The organism is Pseudomonas sp. R45(2017), assembly GCF_002112305.1.
Lineage (GTDB): Bacteria > Pseudomonadota > Gammaproteobacteria > Pseudomonadales > Pseudomonadaceae > Aquipseudomonas > Aquipseudomonas paraglycinae.
Genome location: NZ_NEHH01000015.1, coordinates 34,986 through 50,826, shown reverse-complemented (window position 1 = coordinate 50,826; position 15,841 = coordinate 34,986). Strand labels below are relative to the sequence as shown.

Sequence of the window (15,841 nt, the reverse complement as noted above, 5' to 3'; positions counted from 1 at the left end):
ACCTCAACTCGATTGAGCGGTGTCTTCTTCCGGGATCTCGTCCAGCAGATCCTGTTGCCCCGGCAGTTCGGTGATCACGCTGAAATCACTGACTTCCACGGCGCCCAGCCCATACCCCAACAAGTGAAACGAAAACGCCTTGCGCGGTTGCGGGTTGTCGAAACTGAAGTCCATCTCCAGCGGCTGATCCGCCGTGGCGACCATCTCGGTCGGCAGGCCCAGTTGCACGTCCTGTTCGAACTCCTTGGCCTTGAGCTGAATGTACGCTGCCTGCTGCGGATCGACCGAACGCACGGTCAGGCGCACGCGGGTGTGGGAGCCCTTGGGCATTTCCAGGTATTGCGCGCCGATCAGGTTGTCTGCCCAGTCGTCCTTGATCTGCGCTTGCAGCGGGATGACGTTGGCGCTGCCGAACTGATAGCGCTGGTTCAGCGGGGTGCGCAGCAGCGACAGGTCCAGGGCCGAGGCGCGGGCGGCGATGTCCCGGGCGTTCTGGCCGCTGGCATTGCCCTTGAACGTGGCGCTTTCGGCGATGAACCCTTCGCTGGCGTAATTGCGGCAACGGCGCGGCATGTCGCATTCAGTCAGCAGGCCGCGACCGTCGTGATAGCGCAGCTTGCCGTTGGTGAACGACATGATTTCGCGGCCCGAATCGTAATCGCGAAACAACGAGCGCCCGCTGAGGGCGGAAGGCACCGGAAAATCGAAGTAATCCAGAATCGACGCGCTCAGATCGACGTGACCGTAGACCCCGGCGTTCAGGCGCGGCAGTTGCGCCTGCTCCGGCGCGAGGGTCAGGTTGAAGCCCCAGGACGACGCGAGGCGTACGCCGTCGATGCCGTGGGACTCGTCCGAAGTGATCACCACCAGCGTGTCTTTCAGCACGCCCTGGCGTTCGAGGCCGCTGAGAAACTGCTCCAGCGCATCGTCCAGATAACCGACGGCGGCCTGCTTGGGCGTGTCGTAGCGTTGCAGGTAATCCTCCGGCGCGGAGTAGGGCTGGTGGGTGCCGACGGTCAGCAGCGTGAGCATCCACGGCTGTTTCTGCTTTTTCAGGTCGCCGACGTATTTCAGCGCGCCTTCGAAGAACGCCTTGTCATCCTTGCCCCAAGGGAATTCCAGGTAGTTGGCGTTGGTGAACCATTCCAGGCCATGGGTCGCATCGAACCCGATGTGCGGCATGATCTTGTCTTTGGCCATGAACCGCAGCCCTGCGCCTTGCAGGTAGTGAGTGGCAAAACCGTGCTGACGCAACTGGGCCGGCAGGCACGCCTGATTGCGCTCGTGCTGGGTCAGCATTTCCACGCCTTTGGGCGTGCCGTTGTCGAGTTTGTCGTAATCGCCGCAGAGCATGGCGTACAGACCGCGAATGGTCTGATGGGTGTGCAGCACGTAATCCGGAGTGTTCATGCCGCGCTCGGCCCAGCGGCTGAGGTTGGGCATCAGGTCCTCCTGATAATGGCTGCCGATAGCTTGGCGATTGGCACCGATGTAGGCGCCCGGAATGCCTTCGAGGGCAACGATCAGCACATTGCGCGCCTGGCCTTTGGCCGCCAGCAATGGGTGACCGTTCAGATCGACATCGGTGAGCCCGGCCATCGGTGGGGGCGCGACCTGGGTGTCGCCGTCCAGCCATTCTTCAGCCTGCATCTGCACGTCGGCAACCTGCGCGGCCAGCAACTGGTGCGGCAGGTTGTACAGACGCCATGGGTCGGCATCGCTCGGGTTCAGGTGCTGCGCGCCCCAGTACGCGCAGAACAGCAGCACCGGCGTCGCCCAGGCTGCGCGGGGCAGAGCGGGGAACTTTGTCGCGCGTCGAGTCCAGTGACTCAGTAACCACAGGGTCAAAGCCACCAGCAGCGCAACCGCCACACCGGGGTGGGCGAAGCCGCCGCCGGTGGAGTTCTCCACGAACTGCGGGTCGATCAGGTAATGCAGGTCTGCCACGGTCGGCAGGCGCCCGACCGCGCTGACCAGTTCCGCGGTCGCCACCGCCAGCAATCCCCAGAACAGCAGCACCGGTAGCGCCAGCCACCAGGGACGACGATGTAACAAAACCACCAGCAAACTGCCGATGGCCAGATCCGACAGATAACCGAACAGGCTCGACCAGCCGAGCGCCGCGCGAAGACACACCGGCACGATCAGTACCAGGAAAACCAGAGAAAGAAGGCGGGCATCCAGGCGCCGCAGCCGTTGAAAAAGAGCGCTCACAAAAAAGACCTTCCAGCCATTAAACCGTCATAAAAGTGTGGGCGATGATACCAAGCGTCGGCAGTCTGATCGCCTTTTTAAACGGCTGGGTGATCCGGTCCCGAAGATCGCTGTGATCCATCCGCAAGGGGCGGGGCCTTGATCGGCGACCGTCTTGGCGGTTTTCCGGCCTGAGTGCGGCGGCGGTTTTATTGTTTCAGGCTGTTTAAGCGGCCTTTGATCCGTTCGTGCTGCATTTGCGAACCAGTGCGATTTACAATGCGCGACTTCTGATGGAGTCGTTCGTCGTGGATTTACTCGCGCAACTTCACGCGCAGCTCAGCCGCTGGGTGATCGATCCGGTCACCGAAAGGTTCCTTGGCCTGTTCGATTTGAACGGCCGCCTCGGTGTGGTGTTTCTGCTCACATCCTACGGCGTGGCATACGGCCTTTATCGCCACCGAAAATCCCGGCACCTGACGCAAGCCCGATCCTTCTGGCAATTTGTCGGCGGCGGTCGTGTTCACGGGCATCGTTCGGCCTGGCTGGATTACCGTTATTACTTCATCAAGGCGATTCTTCGGGTGACGCTGGTGTTGCCCGTGGTCGGCCTCGTCGACCCGCATATTCTGCGTTCGGGCGACTACGCACAGTTTTTCACTCAGTTGTGGGGCGCGCGCGAGCAAGTGCCGGAACACCCGTTGATCGCGTTGTTCTACGGACTGGGCGTGTTCCTGTTCAGGGATTTTCTGCATTACTGGATTCACCGCGCCTTTCATTCCCGCTATCTGTGGGAATTTCACAAGGTTCATCATTCGGCGCCGGTGCTGGTGCCGGCCACCGCCAGCCGGATTCACATTGCCGAATCGATCGTTGAACGAATCGTCATCACCGCCGGCCTCGGCGCGTTTGCCGGGACGGTCTGGTATGCCTGCGGCGGCGAGATCAGCCGCTACACGCTGTTCGGCGTGACCTGGCTGGCGCTGATTATCAACAGCCTGGGCTCCAATCTGCGGCACAGCCATGTCTGGCTGTCGTTCGGGCCGGCGGTCGAGCATGTGCTCAGCAGCCCGGCCCAGCACCAGATTCATCACAGCGACGCACCGCGCCATTTCAACAAGAATTTCGCGATCAATCTGTCACTGTGGGACTGGCTGTTCGGCACGCTGTACGTCACCACCTCAAAGCCCGAAGCCTTGCGCTTCGGCACGGGCGAGCAGGACCGCACGCGTTATCTGACGCTGTACAGCCTGACCGTCACCCCGTTCGTGGAAACCGCGAAGCGCCTGTCATTGAACGCCGACGGTCTTAGAACCCGGTTCAACCAGCGTACGCCTTGAACGTCGGTATCAGCCTGTTCATCAGTTTTTCGAAGCTGGTTTTCCAGTGATATCAATATGCGATAACGGTATTTAAATTTCGTTTTTTATAGCGATAAAGTCCGGCCTCACAGATTTTCCTGGAAATCACTGCGAGGTTGTCATGGCCCTACCGTTCAAACGTTCTGCACTGACGCTGCTGGCGGCTTCGCTGGCTGGTTCGCTACTCGGCAACACCGCTCAGGCCGAAGGCAAGATCAGCATCGCCCAGCAATTCGGCATCGGTTATCTGATTCTGGATGTGGTGCGCGATCAGCACTTGATCGAGAAGCACGGCAAGGCCCAGGGCCTGGACATCAAGGTCGACTGGAACAGCATTTCCGGCGCCACCGCCATGAACGAAGCGTTGCTCACCGGATCGCTGGACGTGGTCTCGGCCGGCGTGCCGCCGATGCTCACCGTGTGGGATCGCACCAAGGGCAAGCAGAACGTCAAGGCCATCGCTTCGCTGGGCTCGATGCCCAACTACCTGCTGACCAATAACCCGAACGTGAAAACCCTCAAGGACTTCAGCGACAAGGATCGCATCGCCGTGCCGGCGGCGGGTGTGGGCTTCCAGTCGCGCACGCTGCAGATCGAAACGGCCAAGGAATTCGGCAATGACCAATACAAGAAATTCGACGACATCTCCGTCAGCCTGCCGCACCCGGATGCGACGGCCGCGTTGATCGCCGGCGGCTCGGAAATCAACGCACACTTCTCCAGCCCACCGTTCCAGTACCAGGCACTGCAGAATCCCAACGTGCATAAGGTGCTGAGTTCCTACGACGTGCTCGGCGGCCAGGCCACATTCAACGTGCTCTACACCACGGAAAAATTCCACGACGAAAACCCGAAAACCTACAAGGCGTTCTACGACGCCCTGGCCGAGGCCGAGAAGATCATCAAAGCCGACAAGCCTGCGGCGGCTCAAGCTTACATTCGGGTTGAACAGTCGAAACTACCGCTGGCGCTGGTTGAGAAAATTGTCACCGACCCGGAAATCGATTTCACCGTGGTGCCGCAACGCACCTTTATCTATGCAGAGAAACTGCAGGAGCTGGGCGTGCTGAAAAACAAGGCGGACAGCTGGAAGGATTATTTCTTTGAAGAGGCGCATGGCGGGGCGGGGAGTTGAACACTCGTCTTTTCTGAGCAGTCCGCACGTCCGTTCGCCGGGTGAGCGACAAACCCGCGTCTATAGTCAGAGGGCTGTGTGAAACGGGGGCGCACCTCAAGGCTGCGACGGGAGGCGCCGAGTGAACAATCTGCTGTTTTTCATTCAGGAGATCGCCATGAGTCAGATCGAAAAAGTCCTCTACACCGCGAAAACCCACACCACCGGCGGACGTGACGGCGCATCGCGCAGTTCCGACGGGATCCTCGATGTAAAACTGTCGTCGCCCGGCTCCAGTGGCGGCGGGACCAATCCGGAACAATTGTTCGCCGCAGGCTGGTCGGCGTGTTTCATCGGCGCGATGAAAGCGGTGGCGGGGCAGCAGAAAATCAGCCTGCCAGCGGACCTGGCGGTGGATGCCGAAGTGGACCTGGGCACTAATTCGGGAGGGTATCTCCTGCAGGCGCGACTGAATGTAAGCCTGCCGGGCATGGAGCGCGGCGCGGCGCAGCAGCTGGTGGATGCGGCGCATCAGGTGTGCCCGTACTCCAAGGCCACGCGCAACAATATCGAGGTCGAATTGAAACTGGTCTGATATCCAGATGCAAAAGGGGCGGCATGATCGTCGATCATGCCGCCCCTTTTGTTTTTTGAGGCCGTAAATCTGTCCGTCGCACGATCAATGCATCTTGCTGTGATCGTGGCCTTCCATGGTCAGCGCCTTGACCGGCGCTTTCACTTCAACGGTTTCCTTTTCGCCCTTGGCGTTTTCCACGGTCAGGGTCAGCGGCACGCTGTCGCCTTCTTTCAACTGAGCGGTCAGGCCCATCAGCATCACGTGGTAACCATTCGGGTCGAAGTTGACGGCCTTGCCCGCTGGCAGGTCGACCGATTTCACTGGGCCCATGCTCATCACGTCGTTCTTCATGGTCATCTCATGGATCTGCACGTCCTTGGCCGCTGGCGAGGCAACGCTGAGCAGCTTGCTGTCGCTGTCGGCGGTGACGGTCATGAACGCGCCGCTGGCCGACTGGTTCGGCACGGTCGCACGCACCCAGGCGTCGTCGACCCTGGTCTGCGCCGATACCTGGAAAGCCAGGCCCAGCAGGGACAGGCCCAGTGCGGCACGTTTGATGTGATTCAGAAAAGGGTTCATCAGCAGACCTCCATGACGGTAAGCAAATCTTCCGTGCACTCTTGTGCAGAAAGCGATTGAGACAGGCCCACACGCAAGTTGCCCCGGGTGTCGTAGACATAACTGGTGGCGGTGTGGGAGAGGGTATAGGTGTCGCCGGCCGGGACTTTTTCGTAGAACACGTCGAATTCCTTGGCGGTGGCCTTGGTTTCTTCGAGGGTGCCGTACAGCGCGACGAAGCTTGGATCGAAGGTCTTGACGTAGGCGTCGAGGATTTCCGGGGTGTCGCGTTCCGGGTCGAGGGTGATGAACACCACTTGCAGGATGTCACCGTCCTTGCCCATCAGCTTCTTGATTTTTGCGGCGCGGGCCAGCGTCGTCGGGCAAATCGCCGGGCACTGGGTGAAACCGAAGAAGATCATCGGCATCAGGCCGCGAAAGCTCGACAGCGTCACGGTGTTGCCTTCGGTGTCCTTGAGCTTGAAGGTGCGTCCGAGGATCTTGTCGCTCAGATCCTTGCCGTACTTGTACGACAGTTCGCCGCGGGTGTCGCAGCCGGCGAGCAGGCCGAGACCGAGTACGCCCATTCCCGCAAGCACCTTGCGGCGAGTCAACAAAGCCGTCATTTCATACCGCCCTTTGGAGCCCGCCGGTCGGCAGGACAGGCGGGGGGTTAACCGTAAAAGCGGCGCATGATACCAAAATGATCCGGCAGGTCGGTTTTTGATCACCTGTCAATGTCGGAACAGGCGACAAAAGGTGTAAGAAAACATGACTCAAGGTGTTGGCGGTGGCGACTCGACCGGGCTCCAGCCGCCGCCCAGCGCGGTGTACAGATTCACTTGCGCCACCAACTGCGCCAACCGATCGGTAATCAGCCCTTGCTGGGAACTGAACAGCGAACGCTGGGCATCGAGGAACGTCAGGCTGCTGTCGACGCCGCTTCGATAGCGGTGCTGCGCCATGTCGTAGTAATCCTGGGTCGCCTGCACCAGATCGCGTTGGGCCTGGAGTTGCTGTTCGTAGGTCTGGCGCGCCGCGAGGCCGTCGGACACTTCCTGGAATGCCGTCTGAATGGTCTTTTCGTACTCGGCGACGCTGATGTCCTTCTGCAGCTTCGCGTAATCCAGGCTGGCGCGCAGACTGCCGGCGCTGAAGATCGGCAGGTTGATCTGCGGCTGGAATGTCCAGGCACCGGAGCCGCCCTTGAACAGCCCGGACAGATCGCGGCTGGATGTCCCGGCATTGGCGGTCAGGCTGACACTCGGGAAAAACGCCGCCCGCGCCGCGCCGATGTTGGCATTGGCGGCGCGCAGTTTGTATTCGGCCTGGAGAATGTCCGGCCGGCGTTGCAGCAAGTCCGAGGGCAGTCCGGCCGGCACGGTTGCCACCAGATCACTGTCCAGCGGACGCGCCGGCAGGTTTTCCGACACTGGCGCACCCACCAGCAGCGTCAGGCTGTTCAAGTCCTGGGCGACCTGACGCTGATAACGGGCCAGGCTCGCGCGGGTGCTGTCGACACTGGTTTGTGCTTGAATCTGATCCAGCGCCGAAGACTTGCCGGCCTCGCGGTTGCGGGTGGTCAGGTGCAGGCTTCGTTCGTCGGCGGCCAGCGTTTCCCGGGCCAGCGCCAGCAACTCCTGATCGGCGCGCCAGGTCAGGTACGCGTTGGCGACGTTGGCCACCAGACTCAATTGCGCACTGCGCCGGGCCTCTTCGGTGGACAGCCAGGTCAGCAGCGCCTGCTCGCTGAGGCTGCGCACCCTGCCGAAGAAGTCCAGTTCATAGGCGCTGATGCCCAGATTCACCGAGTAGGTCGAGGTGATCGCCGCCTTGGTGCGGGTCACGCTGGACGGCACCCGCTGACGCAGTTCGTTGGCGCTGGCCGACACCGCCGGCAGCAGATCGGCGCGCTGGATGCGGTACTGCGCCTGAAACGCCTCGACGTTCAGCGCGGCCACCCGCAGATCACGGTTGTTGACCAGCGCGCTTTCAATCAATTGCTGCAACGCCGGGTCATTGAACAGCGCGCGCCAGTCTTCCACCCGGGGCGTGACCGGGGATTGCGCGGCATACGCCGGACCTTGCGGATACTGCGCAGCGCTCGGCGATGCCGGTCGCTGGTAATCGGGAATCAACGAGCAACCGCCCAGCAGCAGCGCAGCGGACAGCAGGGAAATCGGCAATCTGAACATCAAACAGCCTCGTTCACGAATGAGAGCGGACGCCGGGCGCCCGTGATGAGAAAAACGCCAGATCAGGCTCCAGCCATCCATTTCGCCAGACCGTGTCGCCCGCTGACCCCAAGCTTGGCGGCCGCGCGCTTGAGGTAGGTCTCGATCGAGCTGTTCTTGACCCGCAGCTTTTCTGCCATTTGCGGCACGGTGCCGCCGGTCAGCAGACCCAGGCAGACTTCTTTCTCGCGCACCGACAAGGTGATGTCGCCCAACGCCAGGCGTTCATCGAACACCTGTTGCAACGGCGTCTGGGGTTGATCGGCTTGTGGCGCGCGGGGTTGGCGGGCGATGGCTTGTCGACTGATGTGCGCGTGGCGCTCGATCAAGGGCAACAGGGTGTCGGACAGGCGCTTGAGAAACGACAGCTCCGGCAGGGAAAACACCCGATGCGTGTGGGGACGGTAGAACGAAATGACGCAACGGCGATTGGACGTGCGAGACACCAGATTGCATTGGTGGACGCTGTGGTGCGGGTGTCGATGCTGGAGCGAGGCTTTCAGTTGAATCAGTAGCGAGTCGTTCATCTCGATCATCTGTTGCAGCAACGGGTGGTCGTCCGGGTGCTGCAACGGATCCGGGGGCGGAAAGGTGTCCGGCAAACCGGCACTGCCCAACGCCTTGATCTCAACCACGCTTGAGTCCCGTTCATCCAGGGTCCATTCACTGAGATGGACGCGATTGACGGGTACGAGGTTGTCGACCAACTGGAACATATTCGTGGCAAAACGCTCGTTGCCGGTGCTGGCGATCAACTCCCCCAGCTGCCAATAAAAGTGCGGATTTTCCATGTTGCGAAGACTGCCGGTCAGATTCATATCCTTGTCATCCCTGATTTAGAGCCATTGCCGAATCGTCTGCCGTGCATGCACCCGTGAAACGCCCACCCAGTCTTTTCTCCTTGAAATCGTCTGGAGCGGGATTTAAGCCTATGCATTTGTCCTACGTCTGTAGGGGAAAACAGGGACACAAAGTGCCACCATTTCCGAAAAAATGGCGTCACGTTTCTGTCAGGTGAATGTGCAAGGTCGCGTAGTCCGTGACTGTACGGTCTAGTACGAACCCCGAAATCCGGGGATCGGACCGCCGCACCCGTCAGTGCGGGACGCTAGCGGGCAGGCAAGTGTGGCGATTGTCCTACAGGATTTTCAGTCATTTCTTTCCGAACTTTTAGGGAAATCGCTGACTTCTCAGGCCCTGTTGGCTCGCACAACTGTACAAAGTGGGGAGTGTTGTCCGGGTTTTTCGTGTCACGCGGATTTCGGGGCCGATGCTTGAATACGCGCCAAATCACGTGAGATGGATCTTATGAACCAATTTGCTGCCGATGCGGCGGACGGTCTGTCCGCGATCTCCGAGGCCTTCCCGTTGACCGCTGCGCAGCGTGACATCTGGCTCGACCAACTGCGTCAGGGGAATTCGCCGATGTACAACATCGGTGGCTATGTCGAACTGACCGGGTCGCTGGATCCGGCGCTGATGCAGGCGGCGCTTGAAGGTCTCGTGGCCCGGCATGACGCGATGCGCACCAGCCTGCTGCCGGGGGCCGGCGATGATGGGCTGCCGTTGCAGCGTTTTGCCAGGTCCATGCCGGTGCCGATGCCGGTGCACGATTTACGCAGCCATCCCGATCCATACGCCGCAGCGCGCCAACTGACGCAGGAAAACATCGAGCAGCTGTTTACGCTGGACGGCGGGCCGTTGTTCCGGTTTCGTCTGCTCTGGCTCGATGATAACTGCCATTGGCTGTCACTCCAGGCCCACCACCTGATCGTCGATGGCTGGGGTTTCGGCGAGATGCTCAAATCCCTCGACGAGATCTACAACGCGCTGGCGCTCGGGCAATTGCCGCCCGATTCGGCGCCGTCCTATGTCGATTTCATCCGTGACGATGCGCGGTATTTTCAGTCCGACCGTTACGCCCGTGACCGGGCGTATTGGCTGGACAAATACCAACATCGGCCCGAGCCGCTGTTGTTGCCGCGCTATCAGGAACGCTTTGCCAGCGCTGCGGCACCGACCCGGATTTTCTCGCAAGTCTTTCCGGCTCGCTTGCACGAGCGCATGAAGCAGGTGGCCCGAGAGTACGGCGCGTCGGCGTTTCATGTGTTGCTGGCAGCGATCCATGTGTATTTCAGCCGCAGCGCCCAGCGTGACGAATGGGTGGTGGGCGTGCCGCTGCTCAACCGCTCCGGCGCCCGGTTCAAATCGACCCTGGGGCTGTTCACCCAGGTCAGCGCGGTGCGCATGGGGTTTGGCCGCGAGTTGTCATTCAAGACGCTGGTCAAGGCGATTCACGACGAGTTGAAAAAAGACTTTCGCCACCAGCGTTTTCCCTTGAGCGAAATGAACCGTGCCCTCGGCTTGCTGCGCGAGGATCGCTCGCAGTTGTTCGAAGTGACCGTGTCCTATGAGCGCGATGCGCATGAATACCGCTACGGCGAGGCGCAGGGGCGGGTGGTCAAAGTGTCGAACCACGCAGAGGGCACGCCGTTGTCGGTGCACCTGCTGAGCAGCCGTGGTGACTACGAGGACAGTTTGTACATGGTGTACAACGAGGCCTACTTTGACGCCGAAGAAATCGCGGCGCTGAGCGGGCGCTTGCTGTGGGTGCTGGAGCAGGGGCTTGAAGACCCGGCGCTGATGGTGGGTGATTTCAGCCTGAGCCTGCCGACCGAATCGGCGCTCTTGCAGCAGTGGAACGACACACGCGCGCAATACCCTCAAAACCTGACCATTCACCAGCGCATCGAAACGCAAGCGGCGACACGACCGGATGCGGTAGCGGCTGAATCCCGAGGACAACGGCTGACCTATGCCGAGCTGAACCGACAGGCCAACGCCCTGGCCCATCATTTGATCGGGCTTGGCGTGCGACCCGATGACCGCGTGGCGCTGGTCGCCCGCCGTGGGCTGGACACGCTGGTCGCGCTGCTGGCGATTCTCAAGTCCGGCGCCGGTTATGTACCGGTCGATCCGGCTCATCCTGCGGAACGGCTGAGCTATTTATTGCGCGACAGTGCTCCGGTCGTGGTCCTGACCCAACGCGATCTGCGCGAACGTTTGCCGGTGCTCGACGTGCCGGTGATTGAAATCGACACGCGCGCCTGGCCGATCAACGATCTCAACCCTGACGTTTCGGGTCTGACCACTGCACATCTGGCCTACGTGATCTACACCTCCGGCTCCACCGGCCAGCCCAAGGGCGTGATGGTCGAGCATCACACGTTATCGAATCTGGTCGACTGGCATTGCACGGCCTTCGACCTGAGCGCCGGTTGCCACACTTCAAGCCTCGCCGGCTTCGGCTTCGACGCCATGGCCTGGGAAGTCTGGCCCGCGCTGTGTGCTGGCGCGACCCTGCACCTGGCGCCGTCTCGTGACGGCGGCGAAGACATTGACGCGCTGCTCGACTGGTGGCGTGCGCAACCGCTGGACTTGAGTTTTCTGCCGACCCCGATTGCCGAGTACGCCTTCAGCCGTCACCTCGAACACCCGACCCTGCGCACACTGCTGATCGGCGGTGATCGACTGCGCCAGTTCAATCGCGAGCAGACGTTCGCGGTGATCAACAACTACGGCCCGACCGAAGCGACGGTGGTCGCGACCTCGGGCCGAATCGAACCGGGCCGGACGCTGCACATCGGCAAACCCGTGAGCAATGCCACGGCCTATCTGCTGGATGACCGACAGCGTCCGGTGCCGATTGGCGTGGCCGGCGAGCTGTACGTCGGTGGCGCCGGGGTGGCGCGGGGTTACTTCAATCGCCCTGAGCTGACCGCCGAACGTTTCCTCGACGATCCATTCAGCCGCCAGCCCAACGCGCGGATGTATCGTACCGGCGACCTCGCACGCTGGTGCCCTGACGGCACTATCGAATACCTGGGCCGCAACGACGATCAGGTGAAGATCCGTGGCGTGCGCATCGAGCCCGGTGAGATCGAAGCCGCTTTGAGCAGCCATGAATCCGTGCGCGATGCGGTGGTGCAGGTGCGCGACGGGCAATTGCTGGCCTGGTTCACCGAACGCCAGCCGCTGGATATCACGCAGCTGCATGCTCACCTCAAGACCCGTCTGCCCAGCGCGATGCTGCCATCGGCCTACGTGCGCCTGACGGCGCTGCCGCTGACGGCCAACGGCAAACTGGATCGTCAGGCGTTGCCGGCGCCGGGGCCGGAGGCGTTGATCCGCCGCGAATATGAAGCCCCGCAAGGCGATGTCGAAATCCTCCTGGCGCAGATCTGGGCCGAGGTGCTGCAAGTCGAAAAGGTCGGGCGTCACGATCACTTCTTTGAACTGGGCGGGCACTCGTTACTGGCGGTCAACCTGATCGAACGCATGCGTCAGCTGGGGATGAGCAGCGATGTGCGCGTGCTGTTTGGCCAGCCGACCCTGGCGGCACTGGCCGCGTCGGTGGGCAGTGGCCGCGAGGTCGAAGTGCCGGCCAACCGCATTCCGCAAGGTTGCACGCGGATCACGCCGGACCTGTTGCCGTTGGTTGAACTGGATCAGGCCACCCTCGACCGGATCATCGCCACGGTGCCGGGCGGGGCGGCCAACGTGCAGGATATTTATCCGTTGGCGCCGTTGCAGGAAGGCATTCTTTATCACCACATCACTGCCGCGCAGGGCGATCCGTACCTGCTGCAATCGCAGCTGGCGTTCGACAGCGTCGAGCGGGTCGAGGCCTATGCGGGCGCGTTGCGTCAGGTCATGGCGCGCCACGACATCCTGCGCACTGCGGTGGTCTGGGAAGGTTTGACCACTGCGGTGCAGGTGGTCTGGCGCGAAGCCGAACTGCCGGTGCAGGAAATTACCTTCGATCCGGCCGAGGGCGATGTCCTCGCGCAACTACACGCGCGTTTCGATGCTCGTCGCTATCGCATCGACGTCAGTCAGGCGCCGCTGATCCGGCTGATGTATGCGCGCGATCCGGCCCACGGGCGGATCGTGGCGATTCTGTTGTTCCATCACCTGGCGCTGGATCACATCGCGCTGGAAGTCCTGCGCCATGAAATGCGCGCCAACTTGCTTGGGCTGAGTGAGCCCTTGCCGCCAGCGGTGCCGTATCGCAATTACGTGGCCCAGACCCGGCTCGGTGTCAGTGAGCAGGAACATGAAGCGTTCTTCCGCGAGATGCTCGCCGACATCGACGAGCCGACATTGCCGTTCGGATTGCAGGACGTGCAGGGCGACGGGCGCGGCATCGATGAAGCCGTACGCACGCTTGCGCCTGAACTGGATCGGCGTTTGCGTGTTCAGGCGCGGCAGGCCGGCGTCAGCGTGGCCAGCCTGATTCACCTGGCCTGGGCCCAGGTGCTGGCGGCGACCTCGGGGCAGGAGCACGTGGTGTTTGGCAGCGTTTTTATGGGCCGGATGCAAGGCGGCGAGGGCGCGGACCGGGCGCTGGGCGTGTTCATCAACACCTTGCCATTGCGGGTGGACATGAACCGTGGCGTGCGCGATGCGGTGCTGCTCACCCACGCCCGACTGACCGATTTGCTTGGGCACGAACATGCGTCACTGGCGCTGGCCCAGCGTTGCAGCGGCGTTGCGTCACCGGCGCCGCTGTTCAGTGCGTTGCTCAACTATCGGCACACCGAACTTGAGGCGCAGGAAGCGGCGTCGGACCCAGCCTGGCAAGGCATTCAGACCCTGGAGAACGAAGAGCGCACCAACTACCCGCTGACCCTGAGCGTCGATGATCTGGGCAGCGCTTTGCAGATCACCACGCGAACCCTGATGAGCATCGGTGCGCAGCGAATCGGCGACTACGTGCAAACCGCGTTGCAGACGCTGGTGGATGCGCTGGAGCAAACTCCGCAACAGCCGCTGAATCGCTTGCCGATCCTGCCGGCGGCGGAGCTTGAGCAACTGCTGGTCGAGTTCAATGCCAGCGAAGTCGATTGCCCGCTCGATCAGCCGCTTCAGATGTTGTTCGAACGACAAGTACAGCGCAGACCCGACGCCATCGCATTGCAGGCTGGCGAGCAACAACTGACCTATCGCCAGCTGAACGAACAGGCCAACCGTCTGGCGCATCATCTACGCGAGCACGGCGTGCAGCCCGATTCGCGGGTGGCGATCTGTGTCGAGCGCAGCCCGGATCTGATAGTCGGCCTGCTCGGCATTCTCAAGGCCGGCGGTGCTTACGTGCCGCTGGATCCCGACTATCCGCTGGAACGCCTGCATTACATGCTGCAGGACAGCGCCCCGGTGGCGGTGCTGGTACACGAGACCACCCGCAATCTGTTGGGCGAGCCGGGTGTGCCGGTCATCGATTTCGACCGTTGCACCTGGCAGCACGCGTCCGCCGACAACCTGAAAATACCGGGTCTGAGCGCTGCGAACCTGGCCTACATGATCTACACCTCGGGCTCCACCGGCACGCCGAAGGGCGTGATGATCGAGCACCGAAGCGCCTGCAACATGGTGCACTGGGGCTCGCAGATCAGTCCGCCGACCGAACATGGCGCGCTGTTGCAGAAGGCCCCGTTCAGCTTCGACAGTTCGGTGTGGGAGATTTTCTGGCCGCTGTGTTCCGGCCTGCGGCTGGTGCTGGCGCGTCCCGACGGCAACCGCGATTCGGCCTATGTGACTCAGGTGATTCGTGAACGGCAGATCACCGTGGTCAAGTTCGTGCCGGCGCTGCTGCAACAGTTCATCGAACAGGACGATGTCAGCCAGTGCACCAGCCTGACCGACGTGCTCAATGGTGGCGGTGAGCTGACCGCCGCACTGGCCCGGCGTGTCCGCGAGCGCCTGCCGTGGGTGCGTCTGCACAACGTCTATGGCCCGACCGAAACCACGGTCGACAGCACCGGCTGGACGCTGGAACCGGATCAACCGGTGCCGGAAGCCGTGGTGCCAATCGGTAAGGCCTTGAGCAACACCCGACTCTACGTGCTGGATGCCCACGATCAACCGGTGCCGTTCGGTGTCAGCGGACATTTGCACATCGGCGGGGTCGGGGTCGCGCGGGGTTATCTGGGGTTGCCGGACATGCAGGCCGAGCGCTTCATCGACAGCCCGTTCGTGGCCGGTGATCGCTTGTACCGCACCGGCGATCTGGTGCGCTACCGGGCGGACGGCAACCTCGAATTCCTCGGCCGCAACGACTTCCAGATCAAGCTGCGTGGCCTGCGTCTGGAACCGGGGGAAATCGAAGCGCGGCTGATCGAGCACCCGACGCTGCGTGAAGCGGTGGTGCTGGTGCGTGACGAGCGACTGGTGGCGTATTTCACCGTGCGCGAAGGCTTCGACGCGCCTCCCATCGAAACCTTGCGCGCCCATGTGCTTGAGCGTTTGCCGGAGTACATGGCGCCGGGCGCTTACGTGAAACTCGACGCATTGCCCCTGACCCCCAACGACAAGGTCGACCGTAAAGCCTTGCCGGCACCGGGGGCAGAGGCGGTGCTCAGTCGCCGCTACGAGGCGCCCGAGGGCGAAGTCGAAATCCGGCTGGCGCAGATCTGGGCCGAGGTGTTGCAACTGGAGCAGGTCGGGCGCAACGACCACTTCTTCGAACTCGGCGGGCATTCGTTGCTGGCGGTCAGCCTGGTGGCGCGCATGCGTCAGGCAGGGCTGCACGTCGATGCGCGAACGCTGTTCAGCCAGCCGACTCTGGCCGCGCTGGCGGCGCAAACCTCGGCGCAGGCAAAACAGCTGAAAGTGCCGCAAACCACCATTCCGACGCTCAACCGCAAACGCCGGCTCTGAGCCGACATCGGCGTCGATTCGCGGTTCCCGCGGATCGACGCCATGACTGCCCGGTCACGGGGCTTGTCCCTGCTTCCCATGTCAG

9 protein-coding genes are annotated in these 15,841 nt (G+C 61.9%); 4 read left to right on the top strand and 5 right to left on the bottom strand.

The window, feature by feature from the left end; genetic code table 11:
* Positions 1 to 3 precede the first annotated feature (3 nt).
* Entirely contained in the window at positions 4 to 2,214 is a 2,211-nt protein-coding gene (locus CAF74_RS27145) for an LTA synthase family protein (protein WP_085748387.1), read from the bottom strand.
* Between the two features lie 287 nt (positions 2,215 to 2,501).
* Between CAF74_RS27145 and CAF74_RS27140 the strand changes: the two genes are divergently transcribed.
* From CAF74_RS27140 to CAF74_RS27130, 3 genes are all read left to right on the top strand, one after another.
* Positions 2,502 to 3,533, top strand: a complete 1,032-nt coding sequence (locus CAF74_RS27140) for a sterol desaturase family protein (RefSeq protein WP_085748415.1) — start codon at positions 2,502 to 2,504, stop codon at positions 3,531 to 3,533.
* Between the two features lie 142 nt (positions 3,534 to 3,675).
* Complete coding sequence (locus tag CAF74_RS27135; RefSeq protein WP_007956902.1) at positions 3,676 to 4,689, top strand: ABC transporter substrate-binding protein; 1,014 nt, start codon at positions 3,676 to 3,678, stop codon at positions 4,687 to 4,689.
* A 157-nt stretch (positions 4,690 to 4,846) separates the two neighbouring features.
* Positions 4,847 to 5,263 carry an organic hydroperoxide resistance protein gene (locus tag CAF74_RS27130; protein ID WP_007956881.1) on the top strand — a complete coding sequence of 139 codons (417 nt, stop codon included), beginning with the start codon at positions 4,847 to 4,849 and terminating at the stop codon, positions 5,261 to 5,263.
* An 84-nt stretch (positions 5,264 to 5,347) separates the two neighbouring features.
* Here the strand turns inward: CAF74_RS27130 and CAF74_RS27125 are convergent, their stop codons facing one another.
* The 4 genes from CAF74_RS27125 to CAF74_RS27110 all read right to left on the bottom strand — a co-directional run bounded on the left by CAF74_RS27125 (position 5,348) and on the right by CAF74_RS27110 (position 8,855).
* A complete protein-coding gene (locus CAF74_RS27125) occupies positions 5,348 to 5,824 on the bottom strand; it encodes a copper chaperone PCu(A)C (protein ID WP_085748386.1) in 477 nt (158 codons plus the stop codon).
* The gene (locus tag CAF74_RS27120) at positions 5,824 to 6,429 is read right to left on the bottom strand and encodes an SCO family protein (protein ID WP_085748385.1); all 606 of its coding nucleotides are present in this window, start codon (positions 6,427 to 6,429) and stop codon (positions 5,824 to 5,826) included. Before CAF74_RS27120 ends, CAF74_RS27125 begins: the two co-directional genes overlap by 1 nt.
* A 150-nt stretch (positions 6,430 to 6,579) precedes the next feature.
* A complete protein-coding gene (locus CAF74_RS27115) occupies positions 6,580 to 7,998 on the bottom strand; it encodes an efflux transporter outer membrane subunit (protein ID WP_085748384.1) in 1,419 nt (472 codons plus the stop codon).
* Between the two features lie 62 nt (positions 7,999 to 8,060).
* Positions 8,061 to 8,855: a helix-turn-helix transcriptional regulator gene (locus tag CAF74_RS27110; RefSeq protein WP_085748383.1), complete on the bottom strand. Its 795-nt coding sequence runs from the start codon at positions 8,853 to 8,855 to the stop codon at positions 8,061 to 8,063.
* Positions 8,856 to 9,345: 490 nt separating this feature from the next.
* Between CAF74_RS27110 and CAF74_RS27105 the strand changes: the two genes are divergently transcribed.
* The gene (locus CAF74_RS27105; protein ID WP_085748382.1) at positions 9,346 to 15,756 is read left to right on the top strand and encodes a non-ribosomal peptide synthetase; all 6,411 of its coding nucleotides are present in this window, start codon (positions 9,346 to 9,348) and stop codon (positions 15,754 to 15,756) included.
* Positions 15,757 to 15,841 lie beyond the last annotated feature (85 nt).